Source organism: Streptomyces sp. Je 1-4 4N24 (genome assembly GCF_026239515.1).
GTDB classification, from domain to species: Bacteria; Actinomycetota; Actinomycetes; order Streptomycetales; family Streptomycetaceae; genus Streptomyces; species Streptomyces nigrescens.
In genome coordinates this window covers 5,955,490-5,978,845 of the sequence record NZ_CP110836.1, presented here as the reverse complement: position 1 = coordinate 5,978,845, position 23,356 = coordinate 5,955,490, and the positions used below count along the sequence as shown (strand labels likewise).

Sequence of the window (23,356 nt, the reverse complement as noted above, 5' to 3'; positions counted from 1 at the left end):
CCTGTCCGCGCCCCTCCCCTCCCCCTCCCCCGGAAAGGAACCGAGGCATGAAGATCGGGCTGATCGGCACCGGGCGCATCGGTGCGTTCCACGCCAACACCCTCCGGAGCGTCCCGGGCGTCACCGACCTGGTGGTCGCGGATCTGGATCCCGCACGGGCCGCCGCGCTGGCGGACACCCTTGGTGTACACGCCGCCCCGGGCATCGAGGAGATGTACGCGGACGGCCTGGACGGTGTGGTGATCACCGCCGCGACCAGCGCCCACGCCACGCTGATCCACCAGGCCCTGGACGCCGGGGTGCCGGTGTTCTGCGAGAAGCCGGTCGCCCTGGACGTGCCCGGCACGGTCGGGGTGGTGGAGCGGGTGCAGGCCGGCACCGTGCCCGTACAGATCGGTTTCCAGCGCCGCTTCGACGCGGGCTACCGCACCGCCCGCGAGGCACTGCACTCCGGTGCCCTGGGCCGGCTGCACACGCTGCGCGCCTGCACCAGCGACCGGACGCCGCCGCCCGCCGGCTACATCCCCACCTCCGGCGGGCTGTTCCGGGACTGCAGCATCCATGACTTCGACATCCTGCGCTGGCTGACCGGCCGTGAGGTGGTCTCGGTCTATGCGCAGGGCAGCAATCGCGGGGCGTCCTTCTTCGCGGACGGCGACGATGTCGACACCTGCGCGGCGCTGCTGCGCTTCGACGACGACACCCTGGCCACCGTCACGGCGACCCGCTACAACGGCGCCGGCCATGACGTCCGGCTGGAGGTGTGCGGCTCCGAGGGCGCCCGCTTCGTCGGGCTCGACGACCGGGCGCCGCTGCCGTCCGCCGAGGCGAAGCTGTCGTGGCGGCGGGCGGCCGATCCGTACGCCACGTTCATGGAGCGCTTCCACGACGCCTACGTCACCGAGCTGGGCGTCTTCACCGAGGTCGCGGCGGGCCGTACGCCGAGCCCCTGTTCACCGGCGGAGGCGCTGGAGGCGCTCTATGTGGCCGAGGCGTGCGAGCGCTCGCGCCGCACCGGTCAGCCGGTGGCCGTCGCGGAGGTCCGGGCCTCGGCCGGGGGCGCGGTTCCGGGCGCGTGAGGGCGCTCGGGGCGGGCCTCGGGCACCGCCCGCCCCCCCGTCACGTCGCCGCCACGGAGGAGGCCCGGCCGCCGGGATCCTCGCCGCCTCCTTTGCGGGGGCCGCCGCTCTCGCCCTCGCTGCCGTTCTCCGAGGGTTCGCGCAGGGCGCGGCGGCGGGCGGCCCATTGGATCGCGGCGCCGACCGTGGCGACCGCGCAGGAGACGCCGAAGCCGATGGCGGCGGCGTGGAGCGGGCGGCCGGTGGTGGCGCTGCCGAGGTAGCCGAGGCCGACGGAGTAGGTCGCCCAGGTGGCTTCGGCGATGCCGGCGCCGAGGACGTATTTGCGCAGCGGGTAGCGCAGCACGCCGGAGGCCAGTGCGCCGGCGATCCGCCCGCTGGGCAGGAAGCGTACGGCGATGACGAACGGCAGGCCGTAGCGCTGGATCCGGTCAGAGGTCCACTCCAGTAGTGCCCGGCGGCGGGGTTTGCGCCGCATCCAGGCCCGTACGGGTCCGCCGAACCGCCGCGCGACCAGGTACATCAGCAGGTCTCCGACCAGGGCGCTGCCGGCGACGGTCAGCAGGATCAGCGGGAGGAACAGCTCTCCCCGGGAGGCGAGCACACCGGCGGAGACGAGCAGGGCGGAGTTGGGGACCAGTGGCGGCAGCGTGGTGAGCACCAGCAGGCCGTAGAAGGCGAGTACGTCCATCCGGCCGCCTCCTCGGATCCGCCCCGAGCCCGTTATCCCAAGGCTGACGCGTGGTGGGGCGCACGGCAACGCGGTGCGGGTGTCCATGGCTTGGATTGATACCCCCCAGGGGTATACAGTGCGTAAGGTCGGGGGCACCGGCGGTCGCCTGAGCCTCGCGTGGCACGCTGCGGCACTCCGGCACTTGCACCACACGGAACACATCGGCACCACAAGGAGAGTCCCCCATGGCTGAGAACAGCTCCTGCTGCACCCCGGAAGGCTCCTGCCACTCCGGCGGCACCGACGTCCAGGTCGGCGCGGTGACCACCACCTACAAGGTCACCGGTATGACCTGCGGCCACTGTGAGGGTGCGGTGTCGGCCGAGATCGGTGAGATCGCCGGGGTCAGCGCGGTGCAGGCGGTGGCGGCCACCGGCCTGGTGACCGTCACGTCCCAGGCCCCGCTGGACGAGGAAGCCGTCCGCGCGGCCATCGACGAGGCCGGCTACGAGCTCGTGGGGCAGGCGGCCTGATCCCGGCGTCCGGTCCCCTCACGCCGGGGCCGCACCCTCACCGAGGGGGCCGGCGCCGCGAGGGCCTTCTCGTCGGCCTTCGCGATCACCAACAGTCGCGGCTGCGAAATTTCACACAGCCCTTACAACTAACACAACACCCATACCGGAGGGCCCCGATCTTCAGATCGAGGCCCTTGACCGCATTCGCCCCCATATGGCAAGAGACCCAGATCACACTCATCGGAACGTAACCATTGAGGGGGGTCGTGAGTCTAACCGGGCAGTGCAGGCACCCCGGCGGGGCTTGCACTGCAACAGCCGTGCTGATCTTGGGGGATCGTGCCCGGCTACGCGTGGCCGGGGCGACGTGCCCGGGGAGCTTTGAGCGGCCCTCCCGAACGTGCGCGTCCCGGCAGATCGCGGTGCAACCCGGAACGCCCGGACGGATCCCGTGGGGGGAATCCAACCGGGACAAGGGAAGCGCCCCGCGCTCTGGACCCGTGGGGGGATCCGGAGGCGGGGCGCTTTCTGCTAATGACCGTGAGGGCACCCTGGCGGGGCGGCCGTCAGCGCTCCTCGACCGGCACGAAGTCGCGCTCGACGACACCGGTGTAGATCTGCCGCGGACGGCCGATGCGGGAGCCGGGCTCCTTGATCATCTCGTGCCACTGGGCGATCCAGCCGGGCAGCCGGCCGAGCGCGAAGAGCACGGTGAACATCTCGGTCGGGAAGCCCATGGCCCGGTAGATCAGGCCGGTGTAGAAGTCGACGTTCGGGTAGAGCTTGCGCTCGGTGAAGTAGTCGTCGGAGAGCGCGTGCTCCTCCAGCTTCAGGGCGATATCCAGCAGCTCGTCGGACTTGCCGAGCGCGGAGAGGACATCGTGCGCCGCCGCCTTGATGATCTTCGCCCGGGGGTCGAAGTTCTTGTAGACGCGGTGCCCGAAGCCCATGAGCTTCACGCCGTCTTCCTTGTTCTTCACCTTGCGGATGAAGGAGTCGACGTCGCCGCCGTCGCGCTGGATGCCCTCCAGCATCTCCAGCACGGACTGGTTGGCGCCGCCGTGCAGGGGGCCCCACAGGGCATTGATACCGGCCGAGATCGAGGCGAAGAGGTTCGCCTGCGAGGAGCCGACCAGGCGGACCGTGGAGGTGGAGCAGTTCTGCTCGTGGTCCGCGTGCAGGATCAGCAGCTTGTCGAGGGCGCTGACCACGACCGGGTCGAGGTCGTAGTCCGCGGCCGGCACCGAGAAGGTCATCCGCAGGAAGTTCTCGACGTACCCGAGGTCGTTGCTCGGGTAGACGACCGGGTGGCCGACCGACTTCTTGAACGCGTAGGCCGCGATCGTCGGGAGCTTGGCCAGCAGCCGGATCGTGGAGATATGGCGCTGCTGCTCGTCGAACGGGTTGTGGCTGTCCTGGTAGAACGTCGACAGCGCGCTGACGACCGAGGACAGCATCGCCATCGGGTGGGCGTCCCGGGGGAAGCCGTCGTAGAAGCGCTTGACGTCCTCGTGCAGCAGGGTGTGGTAGGTGATGTCCTGCTTGAAGTTCGCCAGCTCATCGACGGTGGGCAGCTCGCCGTTGATGAGGAGGTACGCGGTCTCGACGAACGTGCTGCGCTCTGCAAGCTGCTCGATCGGGTACCCGCGGTAACGAAGAATCCCGTTCTCACCGTCGAGATAGGTGATCGCGGATTTATACGCCGCGGTGTTGCCGTAACCGGAATCCAGGGTCACCAGACCGGTCTGGGCGCGCAGCTTCGAGATATCGAAGCCCTCGTCGCCGACGGTGCTCTCGACGACCGGGTAGCTGTATTCGCCGTCCCCGTAACGCAGTACTACAGAGTTGTCGCTCACGTCATCCCTCACCGACGTTGTGCCTCTTCTTCGAGGTGCCCTGACTGCCTATACCTTCCCCCATTTGGGCCTTGGATGTGCACTCGGGGTCGGCCATAGGGCCTGTCTGCGGCACTCAGTGCCGTCCGAGTGCCCATCCTGCCCCTCTTCGCCCTGAATAGGAAAGAGGGGTGACATCACATCGCCCCGGCGAGCCGGTGATCCAGTGCCGTACACCGCCGACCGGCGGATACCGTGCGGACGGCTTGTCCCAGGGCTTTCCGGGAGCCGACCAGCACCACCAAGCGCTTTGCCCGGGTCACGGCGGTATACAGCAGATTGCGCTGCAGCATCATCCAGGCACTGGTGGTGACCGGAATCACCACCGCTGGATACTCACTACCCTGCGAACGATGGATCGTCACGGCATAGGCGTGGGCGAGTTCATCGAGTTCGTCGAAGTCGTAGGGAACCTCCTCGTCCTCATCCGTGCGCACGGTCAGCCGCTGCTCGTCACAGTCCAGTGCGGTGACCACGCCGACCGTGCCGTTGAAGACGCCGTTGTTGCCCTTTTCGTAATTGTTCCTGATCTGGGTGACCTTGTCGCCGACACGGAAGACCCGGCCGCCGAAGCGGCGCTCGGGCAGATCGGGACGGGCCGGGGTGACGGCCTGCTGGAGCAGGCCGTTCAGGGCGCCCGCCCCGGCCGGACCGCGGTGCATCGGGGTGAGCACCTGGACGTCCCGGCGCGGGTCGAGGCCGAACTTCGCCGGGATGCGGCGGGCCACGACATCCACCGTCAGCCGCCCGGCCTCTTCGGCGTCCTCCTCGGCGAACAGGAAGAAGTCCGTCATTCCGGACGTCAGGGGCGGCACGCCGGAGTTGATGCGGTGGGCGTTGGTGACCACCCCGGATTGCTGGGCCTGGCGGAAGATCCTGGTCAGCCGTACCGCCGGCACCGGGCCGGACCCGTCGAGCAGATCGCGCAGCACCTCGCCCGCGCCCACCGACGGCAGCTGGTCGACGTCCCCGACCAGCAGCAGATGGGCGCCCGGCGGCACCGCCTTGACCAGCTTGTTGGCGAGCAGCAGATCCAGCATCGACGCCTCGTCGACGACCACCAGATCGGCGTCCAGCGGCCGGTCCGCGTCATAGGCGGCGTCCCCGCCCGGCTTGAGCTCCAGGAGGCGGTGGACCGTGGAGGCCTCCGCCCCGGTCAGCTCCGAGAGCCGTTTGGCCGCCCGGCCCGTGGGCGCCGCCAGCACCACCGTGGCCTTCTTGGCACGCGCCAGCTCGACGACGGACCGGACCGTGAAGGACTTGCCGCAGCCCGGCCCGCCGGTGAGCACCGCGACCTTCTGCGTCAGCGCCAGCCGCACCGCCTGCTGCTGCTCGGGGGCCAGCTCGGCGCCCGTCCGCCGCGCCAGCCATGCCAGCGCCTTGTCCCAGTCGACGTCCCGGAACGCCGGCATCCGGTCCTCGTCCGTCCGCAGCAGCCGGGTCAGCCGGCCGGCCAGGGAGATCTCGGCGCGGTGGAACGGCACCAGATAGACGGCGGTGACCGGCGGCGCACCGTCCGCGCCGCCCGGTACCTGCTCGCGGACCACGCCCTCCGGGTCGGCGGCCAGCTCGCCCAGGCAGTCGATGACCAGTCCGGTGTCGACCTGGAGCAACTTCACCGCGTCGGCGATCAGTTGCTCCTCGGGAAGGAAGCAGTGGCCCTGGTCGGTGGACTGCGACAGGGCGTACTGCACGCCCGCCTTGACCCGGTCCGGGCTGTCGTGCGGAATGCCCACGGACTGTGCGATGCGGTCGGCCGTCAGGAAGCCGATGCCCCAGACGTCGGCGGCCAGGCGGTAGGGCTCGTTGCGGGTGACGGAGATGGCGGCGTCACCGTACTTCTTGTAGATCCGCACCGCGATGGAGGTGGACACCCCGACGCCCTGGAGGAAGACCATGACCTCCTTGATGGCCTTCTGCTCCTCCCAGGCCGCGCCGATCAGCTTCGTCCGCTTGGGGCCCAGGCCCGGTACCTCGACGAGGCGGGCGGGCTCGCGCTCGATGATGTCGAGGGTGTCCGTGCCGAAGTGCTCGACGATGCGGTCCGCGATCCGCGGCCCGATGCCCTTGATGAGTCCGGAGCCCAGATAGCGGCGGATGCCCTGGATCGTGGCGGGCAGGACGGTGGTGTAGTTCTCGACCGTGAACTGCTTGCCGTACTGCGGGTGGGAGCCCCAGCGGCCCTCCATGCGCAGCGACTCCCCCGGCTGCGCCCCGAGCAGCGCGCCGACGACGGTCAGCAGATCGCCCGAGCCGCGGCCCGTGTCGACCCGCGCGACCGTATAGCCGTTCTCCTCGTTGGCGTAGGTGATCCGCTCCAGGACCCCTTCGACGACGGCTGCGTTGACCATGCACCGACCGTACCGCCGGGGTCTGACACCGCGCGGGGATCCGCCGTCGCGCCGGGTCAGGGAGGCCGCGCCGGGCCGGGACATCGCGCCGGGTCCGGGACGCCGCGTTCCCATCGAGGGGCCCGTCCGATGGTCGGGCCCCTCGATTCCCCCTCCGTGCCGGTCCCGGATCCCCCCGGATCCCTCCCCTTTCGGGACCAACGTCAGCTATGACCTTTGTGGGCGGTCAACGGTTGCACACCTCCGCGGAGTTATTTCCCGGCCGCCGAGGTGCGGTCCCCCTGTCGGCCGGAGGTCGTCCGGCGGCCGTCCGGCGGTCATCCGACGTGCGTACGGACGCGCCGCACGATCTCGGCGAGTACCTCGGCGCCGTCCCGTGCCCACAGCGCCGGGTTGAAGATCTCCACCTCGACCGGGCCCCGGTAGCCGGCCGTCTCGACCCGCTCCCGGAACCACCGCAGATCCACCGAACCGTCCCCGAGCTGCCCACGCCCCAGCAGGACGCCTTCGGGCAGCGGGGTGACCCAGTCGGCGAGCTGGAAGGCGGCGAGCCGTGAACCGGCCGCGCCGCCGGTGCCGCCCGCGCGCCCGATCTGGACGCCGACCGTGTCGTCCCACCACAGGTGGTAGGTGTCCACGACCACCCCGACCCGGTCGGCGGGGAACCGCTCGGCGAGGTCGAGGGCCTGCGCGAGCGTCGAGACCACGCACCGGTCCGCCGCGTACATCGGGTGCAGCGGTTCCAGCGCCAGCCGTACGCCCCGCTCAGCGGCGTACGGCGCCAACTCGCCCAGCGCGTCCGCGACACGCTCCCGGGCGCCGGGCAGATCCCGGCTGCCGTGCGGCAGTCCGCCGGAGACCAGCACCAGGGTGTCGGTCCCGAGGGCGGCCGCCTCGTCGAGGGCCGCCCGGTTGTCGTCCAGGGCCGCGGCCCGCGCGCCCGGGTCCAGGGCGGTGAAGAACCCGCCCCGGCACAGGCTGGTGACCCGCAGCCCGGCGTCCCGGATCAGCCGGGCGGCCGCGGCCACCCCGTACTGCCGCACGGGCGCGCGCCACAGGCCCACGCCCCGTACGCCCGCGCGTGCGCAGCCGTCGGCCAGTTCGGGCAGCGACCACTGGCGGACGGTCTCCTGGTTGAGGCTGAGACGGTCGAGGAGCGAGGGGGTGGCGTGGCTCATGCGTCGTCCGCCCCGTACACCGTGAGCAGGGTGCGCATCCGGCGTGCGGCGCGTTCCGGGTCCGGGAACAGGCCGAGCGCGTCGGCCAGTTCGTGGGCGCGCCGCAGATGCGGCAGCGAACGGGCCGACTGGAGGCCGCCGACCATGGTGAAGTGCGACTGGTGGCCCGCCAGCCAGGCGAGCAGGACCACACCGGTCTTGTAGTGGCGGGTGGGTGCCGCGAAGAGGTGCCGGGCGAGCGCGACGGTCGGGTCCAGGACGGCCCGGAAGCCCGCGGTGTCCCCGGTGTCGAGGCGGCGTACGGCGGCCGCGGCCAGGGGGGCGAGCGGGTCGAAGACGCCCAGCAGGGCATCGCTGAAGCCGTGCCCGTCGCCGGCGATCAGCTCCGGGTAGTGGAAGTCGTCGCCGGTGTAGCAGCGCACGGCCGGCGGCAGTTGGCGGCGCAGCCGTACCTCCCGGCCGGGGTCCAGGAGGGAGATTTTGATGCCGTCCACCTTGGCGGGGTGGTCGGCGACGAGGGCGAGGAGCGTCTCGGTGGCGGTGTCGGGTTCCGTGCTGCCCCAGTAGCCCGCCAGTGCCGGGTCGAACATCTCGCCGAGCCAGTGCAGGATCACCGGCCGGGTGGTCTGGCGCAGCAGGTGGCCGTAGAGCTCCCGGTAGTCGTCCGGGCCGGTGGCGGCCGCGGCGAGCTGACGGGACGCCATCAGGACGGGGCGGGCACCGGCCGCCTCGACGGCGGCGAGCTGCTCCTCGTACGCGTGCCGGACGCCGGCCAAGGAGGCGCCGTGGGCGGGGAGTTGGTCCGTTCCGGCGCCGCAGGCGAGCAGGCCGCCGACCGCCCGTGCCTCGGCGGCGGAGCGCCGGATCAGCTCTGCGGCGGCGCCCCAGTCCAGGCCCGCACCGCGCTGCGCGGTGTCCATCGCCTCGGCCACGCCCAGGCCGTGCGACCACAGATGGTGCCGGAAGGCGAGGGTGGCGTCCCAGTCGACGGCGGCCGGGCCGTCCGGAGTGGTGTCGGCGTGCGGATCGGCGACCACATGGGCGGCGGCGAAGACCGTGCGGGAGCGCAAGGGGGGCGGCGCGGGAGCGGACCGGGATACGGGGTCCGGCGCGGACGGGGACGCGTGCGCCGACGCGTTCACCGGCTCAGCTCCGGCACGTCCAGGCGGCGGCCCTCCGCCGAGGACCGGCGCGCCAGTTCGGCGAGCTGGACGCCGCGGGCGCCCGCCGCCAGGTCCCAGCGCCAGGGCTCGTCGCGTACGACATGCCGCAGGAACAGCTCCCACTGCGCCTTGAACCCGTTGTCGAAGGCGGCGTGGTCGGGGACCTCCTGCCACTGCGCGCGGAACGGCTCGGACGCCGGGACATCGGGGTTCCAGACGGGCCGGGGGGTGCCGGCGCGGTGCTGGATGCGGCAGTGGCGCAGCCCGGCGACGGCCGATCCCTCGGTGCCGTCCACCTGGAACTCCACGAGTTCGTCGCGGTGCACCCGGACCGCCCAGGAGGAGTTGATCTGCGCGACGATGCCGCCGGCCAGTTCGAAGATGCCGTAGGCGGCGTCATCGGCGGTGGCGTCATACGGGGTGCCCGACTCGTCCCAGCGGCGCGGGACGTGGGTGGTGAGATGTGCCTGGACGCTTCTGACCGGCCCGAACAGTTCGTGCAGGACGTACTCCCAGTGCGGGAACATGTCGGCCGCGATGCCGCCGCCGTCCTCAGCGCGGTAGTTCCAGGAGGGGCGCTGCGCCTGCTGGAGGTCACCTTCGAAGACCCAGTAGCCGAACTCGCCCCGTACGGACAGGATGCGGCCGAAGAAGCCGCTCTCGACGAGGCGGCGGAGCTTGCGGAGGCCGGGCAGGAAGAGCTTGTCCTGGACGACGCCGTTCTTGACGCCCGCCTCCTGGGCCAGCCGGGCCAGCTCCAGGGCGCCGTCGAGACTGCTCGCGGTGGGCTTCTCGACGTATAGGTGCTTTCCGGCGGCGATGGCCTTGCGCACCGCTTCCTCGCGGGCGGCGGTGATCTGTGCGTCGAAGTAGATGCCGATGGTGCCGTCGCCCAGTACGGCGTCGAGGTCGCAGCTCCAGTGCTCCACGCCGTGGCGTTCGGCCAGCGCCCGCAGTTTGTGCGCGGAGCGGCCGACGAGGACGGGCTCCGGCCGGATCCGTGTCCCGTCGGCGAGTGCGAGGCCGCCCTGGTCGCGCAGGGCGAGGACGGAGCGGACCAGGTGCTGGCGGTGTCCCATGCGCCCGGTCACGCCGTTCATGGCGATACGTACGGTCGTGTGTGTCACGGCCCGGCCTCTCTCGCTCGCGGCAGATGAGGATCGTCATGCGGGGGCGTTCTCTCGTGAGGACGCTAGCCCGCGCGGGCGGGCGCCGACAGGGCGCGGAAATTCCGCTGCGCGGAGCGGCCCCGGTCGCTTATTCTTGACTCAGTCAAGGGTGAGGGGTCGACGATGACAACCGGGACGACATCCGACACGACTTCCGGCGCGGCGTGCGACGCCACGCCCGACGTCCGTGAGCTGCGCAGATTCAACCGCTTCTATACGAACCTGATCGGCGCCCTCGACTACGGGCGGCATCTCTACACCCCGTTCACGCTCACCGAGGCCCGGGTGCTCTACGAGGTCGCCCACCACGAGCGGGTGGACGCCGCCGATCTGCGGGCCTCGCTGTCGCTGGACGCCGGCTATCTGAGCAGGCTGCTCGGCAAGTTCGAGGACCGCGAGCTGATCACCCGCGGCAGGTCCGAGCGGGATCCCCGCCGGCAGCGCATCACGCTGACCGAGGGCGGCCGGGAGGCGGCCGGCCTGCTGGAGGAGCGCTCGCAGGACGCCGCCGGATCGCTGCTGGAGCGGCTCCCGGCCGGGGACCGGGCCCGGCTGGTGGACTCGATGCGGACCATCCGTGCCCTGCTCGGCGAGGGCGCGGAGCAGCCGCCCGAGGACCGGGGGCCCAAGATGACGCTGCGCACGGCCCGCCCCGGGGACCTGGGCTGGATGGTGGAGCGCAACGCCGCGCTCTACTCCGCCGAGTACGGCTTCGATCTGAGCTATGAGGCGCTGGTGGCCCGGATCGTCGCGGAGTACGCCGAGGCCTTCGACCCGCGGTGGGACCGCACCTGGATAGCGGAGCTGGACGGGCGCAGAGCGGGCGCGGTCATGTGTGTCCGGGACGGCAGGCCCAAGGTCGCCCGGCTGCGGCTGCTGCTGGTGGAGCCGGACGCGCGCGGCCACGGGGTGGGCCGTCAACTCGTCGATTCCTGTGTGGAGTTCGCACGGGAGGCCGGGTACGGCGAGATGGTGCTGTGGACCAACTCCGTCCTGGGCGCGGCCCGCAGCATCTATCAGCGGGTCGGGTTCGAGCTGGTCACCGAGTCGGCGCACCACAGCTTCGGGCAGGACCTGGTCGGCCAGGACTGGCGGCTGGTGCTGTGATGGCGCGCGCATTGCGGGCAGGGTGGAGGGGACGGACGACGATGACGTGACCGACGAGGAGGAGCCCAGGCATGGTCAGCACGGGCAACACGCACGGCACCACCCCCGCGATGCGCTTCGCGTTCTCCACCCTCGGTGTGCCCGGGATGCCGGTGGCCGACGTCCTGCGGCTGGCAACCGGGTCCGGGTACCAGGGCGTGGAGCTGCGGGCCCATCCGGAGGAGCCGGTGCATCCGCTGATCGGGATGCGGGAACGGGCCGCGGTGCGCAAGCAGTTCGCGGACGCCGGGGTCGAGATCCTGGCCGTGGCCGGATACGCGCAGGTCGCCGCGGCCCGGGATGCGGCGGGCGAGGAGGAGCTGGCGCAGGAGCTGAGCGAGCTGGTGTGGCTCGCCACCGATCTGGGTGCGCCGTATGTGCGGGTCTTCCCCGGCGGCGGGGAGCGCCCGGCGGCCGAGGCGGACGCGGATGCCGCCCGGCGGCTCGCCGCGGTGGCGCCGCTCGCGGCCGAACGGGGCGTCCGGGTGCTGCTGGAGACCCATGACTCGCACCGTACGGGCGCGGATGCCGCCCGTGTGCTGGGCCCCGTGGGGCACCGTCAGATCGGGGCGCTGTGGGATGTGCTGCACAGCTGGCTCGGCGGTGAGGAGCCGGCCGACACCCACGCCGCGCTCGCCCCGCATCTGGGCTATGTCCAGGTCAAGGACGTCGCCTCGGCCGAGGACCGCACACCGCTCCCGCTCGGTGCCGGCGCGGTCCCGCTGGCGGCCGTCCTGGAGACCCTGGGCCGGGAACCCGCAGGTGCCCACGGCCCCGTGCCCGCCCCCGAGGGCACCTACGACCAGGGCGCGGGCGGCTGGCTGTGCTGGGAGTACGAGAAGCGCTGGTACCCGGAGGCGGCCGGGCTCCCCGACCTGCTGGCCCCGGGCCGCATCCACCTCCAGCGGCTCCTCGACGGGCCGGACGCCTCCTGAGCGGGCTGCCGTCGGGCCGACCAGGGATATAGCCGTCGGCCCGCCCCCTGGCGTGGCAGTCGGCCCGGCCCCGGACACGGCCATCGGCCCGGCCCCGGACATAGCCGTCGGCGCGACTCCACTCCGGACACGGCCGTCGGCCCGGCCCCGGAGGGCGGCGTCCGAGGCGGCGTCCGACGCTCCATCACACATCCCCGGCCGCCGCGCAATAGCTGGGCGCCACCACGGATCGAGTCATTGACCGACAATAGTTTTCCGGCTATCCGTGTCTCCTTGGAAGTTTCCTTCAATGAGCCGAGGAAGCCCTCCGGAAGGAGCGCAGATGCACTCCAGACGTACCGTCCTGACCACCGCGGCCGCCGCGGCCGCCGCTGCCACGGGCGCGGGTGCCGGCCTGGCGCACGGCACGGCGCCCGCCGTCGGACACCAGCCCGCCGCCCCCGCCCCCTCCGCCGCCACCCGGGCCCGGCTGCGCCGCCTCATCTCCCGTATGACTCCGGAGGAAAAGGTCGGCCAGCTCTTCGTCATGCGGGTCTACGGGCACTCCGCCACCGACCCCGACCCGGCCGATGCCGCCGCGAACCAGAAGGAGATCGGGGTCGCCAACGCCGCCGAGCTGATCGCCAAGTACCACGTCGGCGGCATCATCTACTTCGGCTGGGCGCACAACACCCGTGAGCCGCACCAGATCGCCGACCTCTCCAACGGCATCCAGAAGGCCGCCGCCGCCCAGCGCGTCCCCGTCCCGGTGCTGATCTCCACGGACCAGGAACACGGCATAGTGGCCCGCGTCGGCGCGCCCGCCACGCTCTTCCCGGGGGCGATGGCGCTCGGCGCGGGCGGCTCCCGCGACGACGCCCGTACGGCGGCCCGGATCGCCGGCGAGGAACTGTTCGCGATGGGCATCCGGCAGGACTACGCGCCGGACGCCGATGTCAATGTCAACCCCGCCAACCCGGTCATCGGCGTGCGCTCCTTCGGCGCGGACCCGCAGGCCGTGGCCCGTATGGTCACCGCCGAGGTGAAGGGCTATCAGGGCGCCGGGATCGCCTCCTGCGCCAAGCACTTCCCCGGTCATGGCGACACCGACACCGACAGCCATGTCGGGCTGCCGTACATCCACCACAGCGCCGAGGAGTGGGAGCGGCTGGATGCGCCGCCCTTCCGGGCCGCGATCGCCGCCGGGATCGATTCGATCATGACGGCGCATATCGTCGTGCCCGCCTTCGACCCTAGCGAGGACCCGGCCACCCTCTCCCGCCCCATCCTCACCGGCATCCTGCGCGAACGCCTCGGCTACGACGGGGTGGTGGTGACGGACTCCCTCGGGATGGAGGGCGTCCGGGTGAAGTACGGCGACGCCCGGGTGCCGGTGCTCGCCCTGAAGGCCGGTGTCGACCAGCTGCTGAACCCTCCGGACCTCTCCGTCGCGCACGGTGCCGTCCTGACCGCGCTCAAGGAGGGCGAGCTGGCCGAGCGGGACCTCGACACGAAGCTGATGCGCATCCTGCTGCTCAAGGAGCGGCGCGGACTCTTCAAGGACCCGTACACCACCCACCGGGCCGTGGACCGGACGGTCGGCACCCGCGGTCACCTCACCGCCGCCGACCGGGTCGCGGACCGCACCACCACACTGCTGCGCAACGACACCGGCATCCTGCCGCTGTCCCGGCGCCGGGAGCGCAGGGTGCTGGTGGCGGGTGTCGACGCGGCCGCGCCGTCCGGGACCGGCGGTCCGCCCACCACGGTGCTGGCGCGCGCCCTCACCGAACTGGGCTTCACGGCCACCGCCCTGTCCACGGGCCTGACGCCGACCCAGCAGCGGATCGACGAGGCGGTGGCGGCGCTCGGCGAGCGGGACGCGGTGGTGGTGGCCACCTACAACGTGACCGCGGCCTCGGGCCAGCGGAAGCTGGTCGACGCGCTGCTCGCCACGGGTAAGCCGGTGGTGCAGCTGGCGGTCCGCAACCCTTATGACATCGCCCAGTTGGGCGGTGTCCGGGCGGCCCTGGCGAGCTACTCGTGGACGGATGTGGAGCTGCGGGCGGCGGCCCGGGTGATCGCCGGACAGCGGGATCCGGCGGGCAGACTGCCCGTGCCGATAATGCGTGCCGACGCCCCGACCCGGGCGCTCTACCAGATCGGCCACGGGCTGACGTACTGAGCCGGGGCCGGAGACGGACCCGGCGCGCTCCCCCGGTCACGGACCCGGCGCGCTCCCCCGGTCTCGGGGAGCGCGCCGGTTGCGTGCTGTCACCTCACTGCGGGCGCGGGGCGCTGCGGCCCACGGCGCCCCGCGGACTCAGGGCCGCAGCAGCGGCATCCGCCGGAACTCCTGCTTGTCCAGCTTCTTGTCGTCCGGGGCCAGCGGGGCGGGCTTGCCTTCCGGGGCCTGGACCCCGGCCCAGTCGAGAAGCTCGGCGGTGGCCCTGGTGCGGTCGGCCTCCTTCAGCTTCGCGATGTTCGAGCCGTGGTTGCCGCCGGGCACGGTGAAGACGTAGGAGTCCCGTGCGCCGTTCTTGCCGACCTCGAAGTGCTCCGAACTCCACGGGTCGTACTGGCCGTTGACGAACATCATCCGGTGCGCACGGTGCCGCACCCAGCGGTCGATGTCGGGCATCGCGCGCTTGTCGAAGCGCATCGGGATGTCCTTCGGCACGAACGACCGGGAGTTGTTGATGCCGGGGTACTTCAGCAGGCCGGCCAGCTGCGGGTAGCGGTAGCCGGGCTCACCGAGCTGGGTGCCCGCCTGGTAGTAGTACGGCGTGTAGGGCTCCATGCCCTGGTCGGTGTAGCTGTCGAAGCCGCCGACCTTGTCCATCCACTTCCACAGCTCGTCGGTGGAGACGGTCGGCTCGGGGACCTCGGCGCAGGCCGTCTCGGCCGGCTGGTACTGCCAGAAGCCGAACACCAGGTCCGTGACCATGACTTCATAGGCCCGGTCGGCGTTACCGACCTTGGTGAAGGTCTGCTTCTCCTTGTCGGCCCAGTCCTGGAAGCGCTTGACCATCTCCCCGCGGCGCAGCAGGGCCTCGCGCTCGATGGCGGTGAGGGCGGTGCGGCACTCCTTGGTCCCGACGGTCCGGAAGAACCGGTCGTACGCCGCGTCCGCGTCGTTGCGTACGTCGTTGGGCGCGACATAGGCGACGGTGCCGTTCATGTCGTCCGGGAAGAAGCGGCGGTAGTACGTGGCGGTCATACCGCCCTTGCTGCCGCCGGTGTCGATCCAGTTCTTGCCGTAGATCCGGTGCAGCGCCCGGAAGATGCGGTGCTGGTCGTTGGCGGCCTGCCGGATGTCCAGCTTCTTCCAGTCGGTGGGCGTGGGCCGCGACGGGGTGAAGTACCGGTATTCCATCGAGACTTGATTGCCGTCGATGATCTTGGTGGGCTCGCTGCGGGACGGTGTGGTGCTCACGTTGTACCCGGAGGTGAAGAACACCGTCGGCCGGTCCACCGACTTGTGCAGCAGGGTCAGTCGCTGCTGGAAGGTCCCCTTCGAGGGGTGCCGGTGGTCAACCGGCTGGCTGTAGTTCAAAACGAAGTAGCGGTAGCCGTCGACCGGCTTTTCCTCGACGAGGCTCATTCCCGGGATCGCGAGGATCCGGTCCTTGATGTCCTCGGTCTCCGGCCCTGCGGCGGTAGCCGCCCCGGCCGGCACGCTGCCGGCTCCCGCCGTGCCTATGAGCACCGCGAGCGACAGCAGCCATCTGGTGGCCTTGCGCATGCACCCTCCCCTTGGGATAGCAAAGGTCGGGCTGAACCTATCGGCGCGACGGGGGTGCCACCAGCCCTTGGCGCCGTTCGGAGGATCGGCCTCCCCGGCGCCGGGCGGGCGCGGACCGGTCGCGGAACGGCCGGGAGTCGGTCCCGGAACGGTCCGGACCGGCCCCGGAACTGCCATGGAACTGCCATGGAACTGCCCCGGAACTGGCGCGGAACTGGCGCGGAACGATCTGGAACAGCCCCGGACCGGTCGCGGACCGGGCCCGGGGCTCGGGCCTGAGACCTCACGCCTCGGGCCTCAGCCCTCACCCTCAGGCCGCGAGTTCCTCCTCCTCGCCCGTGAAGGTGCGCCACAGCTCCGCATAGCGGCCGTCGCGGGCGAGGAGCTGGGCATGGCTGCCGTCCTCGACGATCCGGCCGCGGTCGAGCACCACCACCCGGTCGGCGCGGGCCGCGGTGGTCAGCCGGTGGGCGACGACGAGGGTCGTACGGCGCCCGACGAGCCGGTCGGTGGCCTGGTTGACGACCGCTTCGGTGGCCAGGTCCAGGGACGCGGTGGCCTCGTCGAGCAACAGCACGTCCGGATCGACGAGTTCGGCACGGGCCAGGGCCAGCAGCTGGCGCTGGCCGGCCGAGAGGTTGCGGCCGCGCTCGGCGACCTCGTGGAGGTAGCCGCCGTCGAGGGTGGCGATCATCGCGTGGGCGCCGACGGCCCGGGCGGCGGCCTCCACCTCGGCGTCGGTGGCGTCCGGCCGGCCGTAGGCGATGGCGTCGCGGACCGTGCCGGTGAAGAGGTAGGACTCCTGGGGGACCACACCGAGGCGCCGGCGGTAGCCGGTCAGGTCCAGCTCGCGCAGATCGGCGCCGTCGACCCGGACGGCGCCCGAGGACGGGTCGTAGTACCGCGCGACCAGCTTGACCAGGGTGGACTTACCGGCGCCGGTCTCGCCGACGAAGGCCACGGTCTGGCCGGCCGGGATGCTCAGCGCGATACCGGCCAGCGCCGGGTCCTCGTCCTCGCCGTAGTGGAAGTGCACATCGTCGAAGGTGATGTCGCCCCGCAGCGCGGGCACCTCGCGGGGCCGCTCGACGGCCGGGGTGGTAGTCGGCTCGCGCAGCAGCTCCTGGATCCGGCCGAGGGAGACGGACGCCTGCTGGTAGCCGTCGAAGACCTGGGAGAGCTGCTGGACGGGGGCGAAGAACAGATCGATGTAGAGCAGGTAGGCGACCAGCGCACCGGCGGTGAGGGTCTCGGAGCCGACCCGCCCGGCACCGACGATCAGCACCAGCGCCGCCGCCACGGACGACAGCAGCTGGACGAAGGGGAAGTAGACGGATATCAGGAACTGGCCGCGGACCCGGGCCCGGCGGTAGGCGTCGCTGCGGGCGGCGAACCGCTCCGCGCCCTGCCGCTCGCGCCGGAACGCCTGGACGATCCGCAGTCCGGACACGCTCTCCTGGAGGTCGCCGTTGACGACGCTGATCCGCTCGCGGGCCAGCTCGTAGGCCTTCACGCTCTGCTTGCGGAAGAAGTACGTGCCGATGATCAGCGGCGGGAGGGTGGCGAAGACGACCAGGGCCAGCTGGAGGTCGATGGCCAGCAGCGCGACGAGTATGCCGAAGAAGGTCAGCATCGAGACGAGGGCGGTGACCAGGCCGGTCTGCAGGAACGTGGACAGGGCGTCCACGTCCGTCGTCATCCTGGTCATGATCTTGCCGGTCAGTTCCCGCTCGTAGTAGTCGAGCCCGAGGCGCTGGAGCTGCGCGAAGATCTTGAGGCGGAGGGAGTAGAGGACCCGCTCACCGATGCGTCCGGTCATGCGGTTGCCGCCGATCTGCGCGACCCACTGGGCCAGGACCACGACCAGGGCGATGGCGGCGGCCGTCCAGACACCGATCAGCGCACCGCGGCGGACGCCCTCGTCGATGCCCTGCCGGATCAGGACCGGCAGCATCAGCCCGGCGAGGGCGTCCACCGCGACCAGCGCCAGCGCGAAGGCCAGCGGCCCGCCGAAGCCGTGCAGCAGCCGGCGCAGGCCGTAGGAGCGCTCGGGGCGCACGGCTTGGTCCTCGTCGACGTCCGGGGTGTCGGTCGCGGGCGGCAGCGCGGCGACCTGGGCGAGGAGTTCGGGTGTCGCGGGCAGTCCTGCCATCGCGGCGCCGATACCGGGCCCGGCCGCGACGGCCGCGCGGGCCGCCATCCCGGCTCCGCCCGCCTCGGCCTCCTGCTCCCGGCGGACCCACAGTTCGGGGGTGATCGTGCCGTCCGCCCCGGTCCGGCCCGCCGCGCCGTCCCGCGCCCCGTCGGGCCGGTCGGTATCCACCGCCGGGTCCCGTTCCAGCAGTCCGCCGGCGGCGAACTCGCCGTCGAAGGCGCCGGCCAGCGCACCGGCCGGGTCCCGCTCGACGCCGCCCAGCTCCTCCGGATCGGTCAGCAGCCTGCGGTAGAGCGGACAGCGCTCTTCGAGCTCCTCCTGGGTGCCGAGGTCGACCAGCCGCCCGCCGTCGAGGACGGCGACCCGGTCGGCGAGCGCCAGGGTGGAGGCCCGGTGGGCGATGAGCAGGGTCGTCCGGCCCGCCATGACGCCGCGCAGCGCCTCGTGGATCTCGTGCTCGACCCGGGCGTCGACCGCCGAGGTCGCATCGTCCAGCACCAGCAGCCGGGGGTCGGTGAGGATGGCGCGGGCCAGGGCGACGCGCTGGCGCTGGCCGCCGGACAGGGTCAGCCCCTGCTCGCCGACCTTGGTGTCATAGCCCTCGGGAAGCTCGGAGATGAAGCCCTCGGCCTGGGCGGCGCGGGCCGCGGCGCGCACCTGCGCGTCGGTGGCGTCCGGATGGCCGTAGGCGATGTTGTCGCGCACGGAGTCGGAGAACAGGAAGCTGCTCTCGGGGACCAGGCCGATGGCGGCCCGCAGCGACTCCAGGGTCAGCTCGCGCACATCGTGGCCGCCCACCAGGACCCGGCCCGCGGAGACGTCGTAGAAGCGCGGCAGCAGCAGCGAGACCGTGGACTTGCCGCTGCCGGACGTGCCGACCACGGCGACGGTCTCACCGGCCTCGATGCGCAGCGAGAAGTCCTCCAGGACGGGGCGGGCGGCGGGCGGGGAGTCCTGGGCGGGCCCGGCGTCCTCGTCCGCGCCCCCGCGCAGCGGTGCGTACCCGAACGTCACCCGGTCGAATTCGACGGTGGCCGGGGCGTCGGCGGGCAGCTCGTGTGCGTCCGGCCGCTCGGCGATCGAGGGCTCGGTGTCGATCAGCTCGTAGACCCGCTCCACACCGGCCCGTGCCTGCTGGCCGACGGTCAGCATCATCGCCAGCATCCGGACCGGTCCGACCAGCTGCGCCAGATAGGTGGAGAAGGCGACGAAGGTACCGAGGGTGACCTGCCCCTGGGTGGCCATCCAGCCGCCGAGGGCCAGCATCGCGACCTGGCCGAGCGCGGGTACGGCCTGCAGCGCGGGGGTGTAGCGGGCGTTGAGCCGGACCGTGCGCAGCCGCCCGGCGAACAGCCGGCGGCTGACCTCGCGCAGCTTGCCGGTCTCCTGCTCCTCCTGCCCGAAGCCCTTGACGACCCGCACCCCGGAGACCGCGCCGTCCACGACACCGGCCACGGCGGCCGCCTGTCCCTGGGCGTACCAGGTGGCGGGGAAGAGGCGGGCGCGGCTGCGCTGGGCGATGAACCACAGGGCGGGGGCGGCGGCCAGCGCGACGACGGTGAGCAGCGGCGACAGCACCGCCATCACCACCAGCGAGATCACGAACAGCAGGACGTTCCCGATCATCATCGGGAGCATGAACAGCAGGCTCTGGATCAGCTGGAGGTCGCTGGTGGCACGGCCGACGACCTGGCCGGTGCTCAGCTCGTCCTGCCGCCGGCCGTCGAGCCGGGCGATCGCGCCGAACATCCGGGTCCGCAGATCGTGCTGGACGTCCAGGGCGAGCCGGCCGCCGTAGAAGCGGCGGATGTAGGTGAGGACGTAGACCACGACCGCGGCCGCGACCAAGAGAGCGGCCCAGGGGCCGAGGGCGCGCTCGTGCCGGACGATGACCTCATCGATGATCAGCTTCGGTACGAGCGGGACCAGGGCCAGCACCGCCATCCCGGCGAGCGAGGAGCCGAGGGCCAGCAGCACATCCTTCCGGTACTGCCAGCAGTCGCGGGTCAGCCGCCGCGCCCAGCCCGCTCGTTCCGTGTCCGTCCCCGCCACCCGATGCCTCCCGCCCATCGACACTTGTCGAGGGCACCAACACCACACGGGGCGGATTTCATCCCGCCGTGACAAACTTCTGTACGCATCCCGCCCGGCGCGGCGGAACGGCCCCGGCACGGCACGGCGGAGGGCCCCGTCTCCGCACGGCGGACGGCCCCGCCCCGGGTGGTCCGGGACGGGGCCGTCGCTCAGGCGGCGCGGCGGGTTACTTCCCCCGCTCCGCCGTCGGGTCGTCCTTCACCCGCTCCACCGTCAGCTCCGAGATGCCCGGATGCGGCTTGGGCTTCCCGTCGGCCGCCGGGGTCCGGTCACCGTTCACCGTGACCCGGACGTACCGGGCCGGGGTGCGGCCCGAGTATCCGGTCCCCGACCAGTGCTTTCCGTCCTGGGAGACCTGGACGTTGTAGGACTTGGGCCGGGTCTTGTTCCAGTGCGGGGTGATCTGGCCGACGCGGGTGGTCCGGCCGAGGTCGACGGTGAGGGTGCCGGTGGCGGCGTTGGGCACCCAGGCCGTGGTGCTGTTGCCGTCCACCGCGGCGCCGGCGTAGAGACCGGGCTCCTCCGAGGTCGCGGTGGCCGAGGTGCACCGGGCCGCGTTCGAGGTCGCCGCCAGATCCGGGCGGCGGGTCTTGAGGACGGCCGGCGCGCCCCGGCTGACGATCTTCTCGCCCTCCGGCGACTCGATCCGCATCGGGGCCCCGGCGGTCAGCCGCACGGTGGTCTGGTGCGCGCCGATCGCGATGTCGTAGGTCCGCCCCTGCCAGTGCAGACCACGCAGGGTGACACCCTCCTTGAGCTGCGGCGGCAGCATCGGGTCGAGACGGACCCGGTCCTCGCGCAGCCGCAGCCCCGTCAGCCCGTGGGTGAAGGTCTGCAGGAAGCCGCCCTTGCCGGTGAGGAAGTCCTGGGCGGGCTTGCCGGCGTGCGGATCCTCGGCCCCGGCCTTCTCGCCGCGCGCCTCGGAGAACTGGTCGAACGGCCCGCGGACGAACGGCTTGATGGAGCGCTGCAGGTAGGTGTACGTGGAGCAGCCGGCCTCGCCGATCCCGGCGGCGTCGATGGCGTGCACCGAGTCCGTCATGGCCGGGCCGTCCGGGTCGGTGTGTCCGGCGTAGAAGTCCAGCGTGCGGGCCGCCTGCGTCTGCGACATCGGCCATTCCAGCGGGTACATCAGCAGCACGGTGTCGGCCTGCTTGATGGTCGTGCCCTTGTACCCGGCGTACTGCTCGAAGACCTTCTTCTTGCTGTCGTAGGGGATGCGCAGCTTGTCGGCGATGGTCTTCCAGGAGGCCGGTGCCTTCTCGCCGAGGATCTCGGCGACCCGGCCGGCGTGCCGCAGCGCGGTGGCGGCCCCGGCGTTGGTGAACACCGCGTCGTTGACGCCGTTGCTGTACTCGTCGGGCCCGGCGACGTTCTTGACGGAGTAGCTGCCGTCGGTGTTGCGGGTGGCCCGTGAGGACCAGAATTCGGCGATGCCCTTGAGGACGGGCCAGCCGCGGGACCTGAGCCAGGCGGTGTCCTTGGTGGCGAGGTAGTACTGCCAGGTGGCGAGGGAGATGTCGCCCATCAGGTGGTTCTGGGTCTTGCAGTGCGGCGGGTCCCAGCTGTGGCACTCGTTCCACAGATCGCCCTTGCTGCCGCTGGTCCAGGAGTAGAACAGCCCGTCATAGCCGAGCTTGCGGGCGTTGGCGGCGGCCCCGGCCCGGGTCTTGTAGCGGTAGTCGACGATCGATTTGGCGAGTGCGGGGTGGGCGGCGAGCAGGCCCGGGTACATCCAGGTCTCGGCGTCCCAGAAGATCTCGCCGGCGTAGTTGTCGCTGGTCAGGCCGGTGGGGCCGATGCTGTTGCGGTTGCCGGCGCGGGTGTTGGCCAGCAGTCCGTACTGCGCCGAGCGGACCCAGGACTGCAGGTCGCGGCGGCCCTTGACCTCGATGTCGCTGCGCCACAGCCGCTTCCAGGCGTCGGTGTGCCCGGCGAACAGGGCGTCCCAGCCGCGGTCGGCGGCCCGGCGCGAGGCCGCCTCGGCGGCGGCGCGCGGGGAGTGGGAGGTGAGCGCGGTGTCCACGCCGACGTACTTGGTCAGCTCGTACGAGCGGCCGCTGCTGACCGGGAAGGACACCCGCTGCCGGTTGCTCAGCTTGTCCTGCCGGGCCGCCGGTCCGGGCGGGTCGGCGCGTACGCCGGGCCCGGTGCGCAGGGTGGAGGCCACCGCGCCCTCGGTCTTCGTCCCGTCCGTGCGGAACCCGACGTCCATGGTGCGGCCGGTGTCCGTGCCGCCGGCTTCCTTGCCGCCGGCCTCCTTGCCACCGGTGGCGGGGCCGCCGGCCTCCTTGCCGCCGGCCTCCTTGCCCCCGGCTTCCTTGCCCCCGGTGGCGGGGCCGCCCTCCGACGCCGTCATCCGGCGGGCGCCGCGGCCGTCGAGGCCGTCGGTGACCGTGGCCGAGCCGCTCCAGTGGGGCGTCATCCGCAGGCGTACGGCGCCGGTGTGGGCGTCGGTGCGGTCGGCGAGCACGTCGTAGACCAGATCGGTGGCCCGGCCGTCGGCGGCGGTCCAGGTCAGCGACGTACGGACGAATCCGCAGCGCAGGGAGAGGGTCTGGCGGTAGTGCGAGATCCGGCCGGGCGCGGTGGCGGAGGAGAAGGTGTCGGGGCGTGCGCCGCCGGTGGCGACGTCGAGGGTGGTCCAGGTGGGGATCGCGGCGATGGCCTGCCGGCCCTTGAGGTCCTTGGGCCCCTTGGCATACAGCCCGGAGACGAACGAACCGTCGTATTCGGGGGTCTTCAGCGGCCAGCCGGTCGCACCGCCGGGTGCCGCGTAGCCGGTGCCGTTGGGCGGTACCCGCTGTCCGAGGTAGCCGTTGCCGACGTAGGCGTGGTGGCTGTCCTTGGGGTCGATCTTGGTGGCGGTGGCGGTCCAGCCGTCTTCGCCGTCGCCCTTCAGACAGGGCCCCTGGCCGGAGCCGGCCGGTTCCGGCGCCGGAGTGGGCACCGAGGCGGAGGCCGATACGGGGGCGAGGACCGCTATCAGGGCGGTGGCGAGCAGGGGGGCGACCAGCTTGCGGGAGCGTGGCGCGGCCGGACCGGCCGCTTGCTGCGGCGGCCGGTCCACGGGGTGCTGAGCCGAAGGGTGCATGGTTCTCCGTCGTCTGTACGCGGTCCGCGCCGCTTGCCGCGGCACGGACTCACCATGGACATCATCAGGCCCCCGCCTGCACGGCACCCTAGGACGATTCCCCCGTCCGGGTCACGGGATCGACGCGGCCGACTTCGGTCCGCTCTCGCCGGGGCACCCCGATTGGTCAACAAGGCCCTCGATAC

General features: G+C 72.0%; 14 protein-coding genes. 5 read left to right on the top strand and 9 right to left on the bottom strand.

Going from position 1 to position 23,356, the window contains the following annotated elements; genetic code table 11:
- Positions 1-47: 47 nt before the first annotated feature.
- Complete coding sequence (locus tag SLV14N_RS26150; protein ID WP_263271316.1) at positions 48-1,079, top strand: Gfo/Idh/MocA family oxidoreductase; 1,032 nt, start codon at positions 48-50, stop codon at positions 1,077-1,079.
- Between the two features lie 40 nt (positions 1,080-1,119).
- Here the strand turns inward: SLV14N_RS26150 and SLV14N_RS26145 are convergent, their stop codons facing one another.
- On the bottom strand, positions 1,120-1,770 hold the full coding sequence (locus SLV14N_RS26145; protein ID WP_263271314.1) for a DedA family protein: 651 nt from the start codon (positions 1,768-1,770) through the stop codon (positions 1,120-1,122).
- Between the two features lie 227 nt (positions 1,771-1,997).
- On the opposite strand from SLV14N_RS26145, the gene SLV14N_RS26140 reads away from it, so the two are divergent.
- Positions 1,998-2,285, top strand: a complete 288-nt coding sequence (locus SLV14N_RS26140; protein ID WP_208684103.1) for a heavy-metal-associated domain-containing protein — start codon at positions 1,998-2,000, stop codon at positions 2,283-2,285.
- Positions 2,286-2,833: 548 nt separating this feature from the next.
- Here the strand turns inward: SLV14N_RS26140 and SLV14N_RS26135 are convergent.
- The 5 genes from SLV14N_RS26135 to SLV14N_RS26115 all read right to left on the bottom strand — a co-directional run bounded on the left by SLV14N_RS26135 (position 2,834) and on the right by SLV14N_RS26115 (position 9,981).
- Entirely contained in the window at positions 2,834-4,123 is a 1,290-nt protein-coding gene (locus SLV14N_RS26135) for a citrate synthase (protein WP_208684101.1), read from the bottom strand.
- Positions 4,124-4,299: 176 nt separating this feature from the next.
- Positions 4,300-6,513, bottom strand: a complete 2,214-nt coding sequence (locus SLV14N_RS26130; protein ID WP_263271312.1) for an ATP-dependent RecD-like DNA helicase — start codon at positions 6,511-6,513, stop codon at positions 4,300-4,302.
- A gap of 317 nt (positions 6,514-6,830) precedes the next feature.
- Complete coding sequence (locus SLV14N_RS26125) at positions 6,831-7,691, bottom strand: sugar phosphate isomerase/epimerase (RefSeq protein ID WP_208684097.1); 861 nt, start codon at positions 7,689-7,691, stop codon at positions 6,831-6,833.
- The gene (locus SLV14N_RS26120; protein ID WP_263271311.1) at positions 7,688-8,833 is read right to left on the bottom strand and encodes a dihydrodipicolinate synthase family protein; all 1,146 of its coding nucleotides are present in this window, start codon (positions 8,831-8,833) and stop codon (positions 7,688-7,690) included. Before SLV14N_RS26120 ends, SLV14N_RS26125 begins: the two co-directional genes overlap by 4 nt.
- The gene (locus tag SLV14N_RS26115; RefSeq protein ID WP_263271309.1) at positions 8,830-9,981 is read right to left on the bottom strand and encodes a Gfo/Idh/MocA family protein; all 1,152 of its coding nucleotides are present in this window, start codon (positions 9,979-9,981) and stop codon (positions 8,830-8,832) included. The genes SLV14N_RS26120 and SLV14N_RS26115 overlap by 4 nt, the downstream gene beginning before the upstream one ends.
- 165 nt (positions 9,982-10,146) lie before the next feature.
- Here SLV14N_RS26115 and SLV14N_RS26110 point away from each other — a divergent pair, with 165 nt between their 5' ends.
- The 3 genes from SLV14N_RS26110 to SLV14N_RS26100 all read left to right on the top strand — a co-directional run bounded on the left by SLV14N_RS26110 (position 10,147) and on the right by SLV14N_RS26100 (position 14,268).
- Positions 10,147-11,130, top strand: coding sequence for a bifunctional helix-turn-helix transcriptional regulator/GNAT family N-acetyltransferase (locus SLV14N_RS26110; RefSeq protein ID WP_263271307.1), 984 nt, complete (start codon positions 10,147-10,149; stop codon positions 11,128-11,130).
- 110 nt (positions 11,131-11,240) lie between these two features.
- The gene (locus tag SLV14N_RS26105) at positions 11,241-12,104 is read left to right on the top strand and encodes a sugar phosphate isomerase/epimerase (protein ID WP_263273270.1); all 864 of its coding nucleotides are present in this window, start codon (positions 11,241-11,243) and stop codon (positions 12,102-12,104) included.
- A gap of 322 nt (positions 12,105-12,426) precedes the next feature.
- Positions 12,427-14,268: a glycoside hydrolase family 3 protein gene (locus SLV14N_RS26100; protein WP_263271305.1), complete on the top strand. Its 1,842-nt coding sequence runs from the start codon at positions 12,427-12,429 to the stop codon at positions 14,266-14,268.
- Between the two features lie 138 nt (positions 14,269-14,406).
- On the opposite strand, the gene SLV14N_RS26095 is transcribed toward SLV14N_RS26100, so the two are convergent.
- The 3 genes from SLV14N_RS26095 to SLV14N_RS26085 form a co-directional block, all read right to left on the bottom strand.
- Complete coding sequence (locus SLV14N_RS26095) at positions 14,407-15,828, bottom strand: S28 family serine protease (RefSeq protein ID WP_208684087.1); 1,422 nt, start codon at positions 15,826-15,828, stop codon at positions 14,407-14,409.
- 310 nt (positions 15,829-16,138) lie between these two features.
- Positions 16,139-20,053 carry an ABC transporter ATP-binding protein gene (locus SLV14N_RS26090; RefSeq protein WP_263271303.1) on the bottom strand — a complete coding sequence of 1,305 codons (3,915 nt, stop codon included), beginning with the start codon at positions 20,051-20,053 and terminating at the stop codon, positions 16,139-16,141.
- Positions 20,054-20,243: 190 nt separating this feature from the next.
- A complete protein-coding gene (locus SLV14N_RS26085; RefSeq protein WP_263271302.1) occupies positions 20,244-23,171 on the bottom strand; it encodes a discoidin domain-containing protein in 2,928 nt (975 codons plus the stop codon).
- Positions 23,172-23,356 lie beyond the last annotated feature (185 nt).

What these genes read in the sequence shown, in the direction of transcription:
- SLV14N_RS26150 (WP_263271316.1), top strand. Translation starts at nt 48, where the DNA reads ATGAAGATCGGGCTGATCGGCACCGGGCGCATCGGTGCGTTCCACGCC.
- SLV14N_RS26145 (WP_263271314.1), bottom strand. Translation starts at nt 1,770, where the DNA reads ATGGACGTACTCGCCTTCTACGGCCTGCTGGTGCTCACCACGCTGCCG.
- SLV14N_RS26140 (WP_208684103.1), top strand. Translation starts at nt 1,998, where the DNA reads ATGGCTGAGAACAGCTCCTGCTGCACCCCGGAAGGCTCCTGCCACTCC.
- SLV14N_RS26130 (WP_263271312.1), bottom strand. Translation starts at nt 6,513, where the DNA reads ATGGTCAACGCAGCCGTCGTCGAAGGGGTCCTGGAGCGGATCACCTAC.
- SLV14N_RS26125 (WP_208684097.1), bottom strand. Translation starts at nt 7,691, where the DNA reads ATGAGCCACGCCACCCCCTCGCTCCTCGACCGTCTCAGCCTCAACCAG.
- SLV14N_RS26110 (WP_263271307.1), top strand. Translation starts at nt 10,147, where the DNA reads ATGACAACCGGGACGACATCCGACACGACTTCCGGCGCGGCGTGCGAC.
- SLV14N_RS26105 (WP_263273270.1), top strand. Translation starts at nt 11,241, where the DNA reads ATGCGCTTCGCGTTCTCCACCCTCGGTGTGCCCGGGATGCCGGTGGCC.
- SLV14N_RS26100 (WP_263271305.1), top strand. Translation starts at nt 12,427, where the DNA reads ATGCACTCCAGACGTACCGTCCTGACCACCGCGGCCGCCGCGGCCGCC.
- SLV14N_RS26095 (WP_208684087.1), bottom strand. Translation starts at nt 15,828, where the DNA reads ATGCGCAAGGCCACCAGATGGCTGCTGTCGCTCGCGGTGCTCATAGGC.
- SLV14N_RS26090 (WP_263271303.1), bottom strand. Translation starts at nt 20,053, where the DNA reads ATGGGCGGGAGGCATCGGGTGGCGGGGACGGACACGGAACGAGCGGGC.
- SLV14N_RS26085 (WP_263271302.1), bottom strand. Translation starts at nt 23,171, where the DNA reads ATGCACCCTTCGGCTCAGCACCCCGTGGACCGGCCGCCGCAGCAAGCG.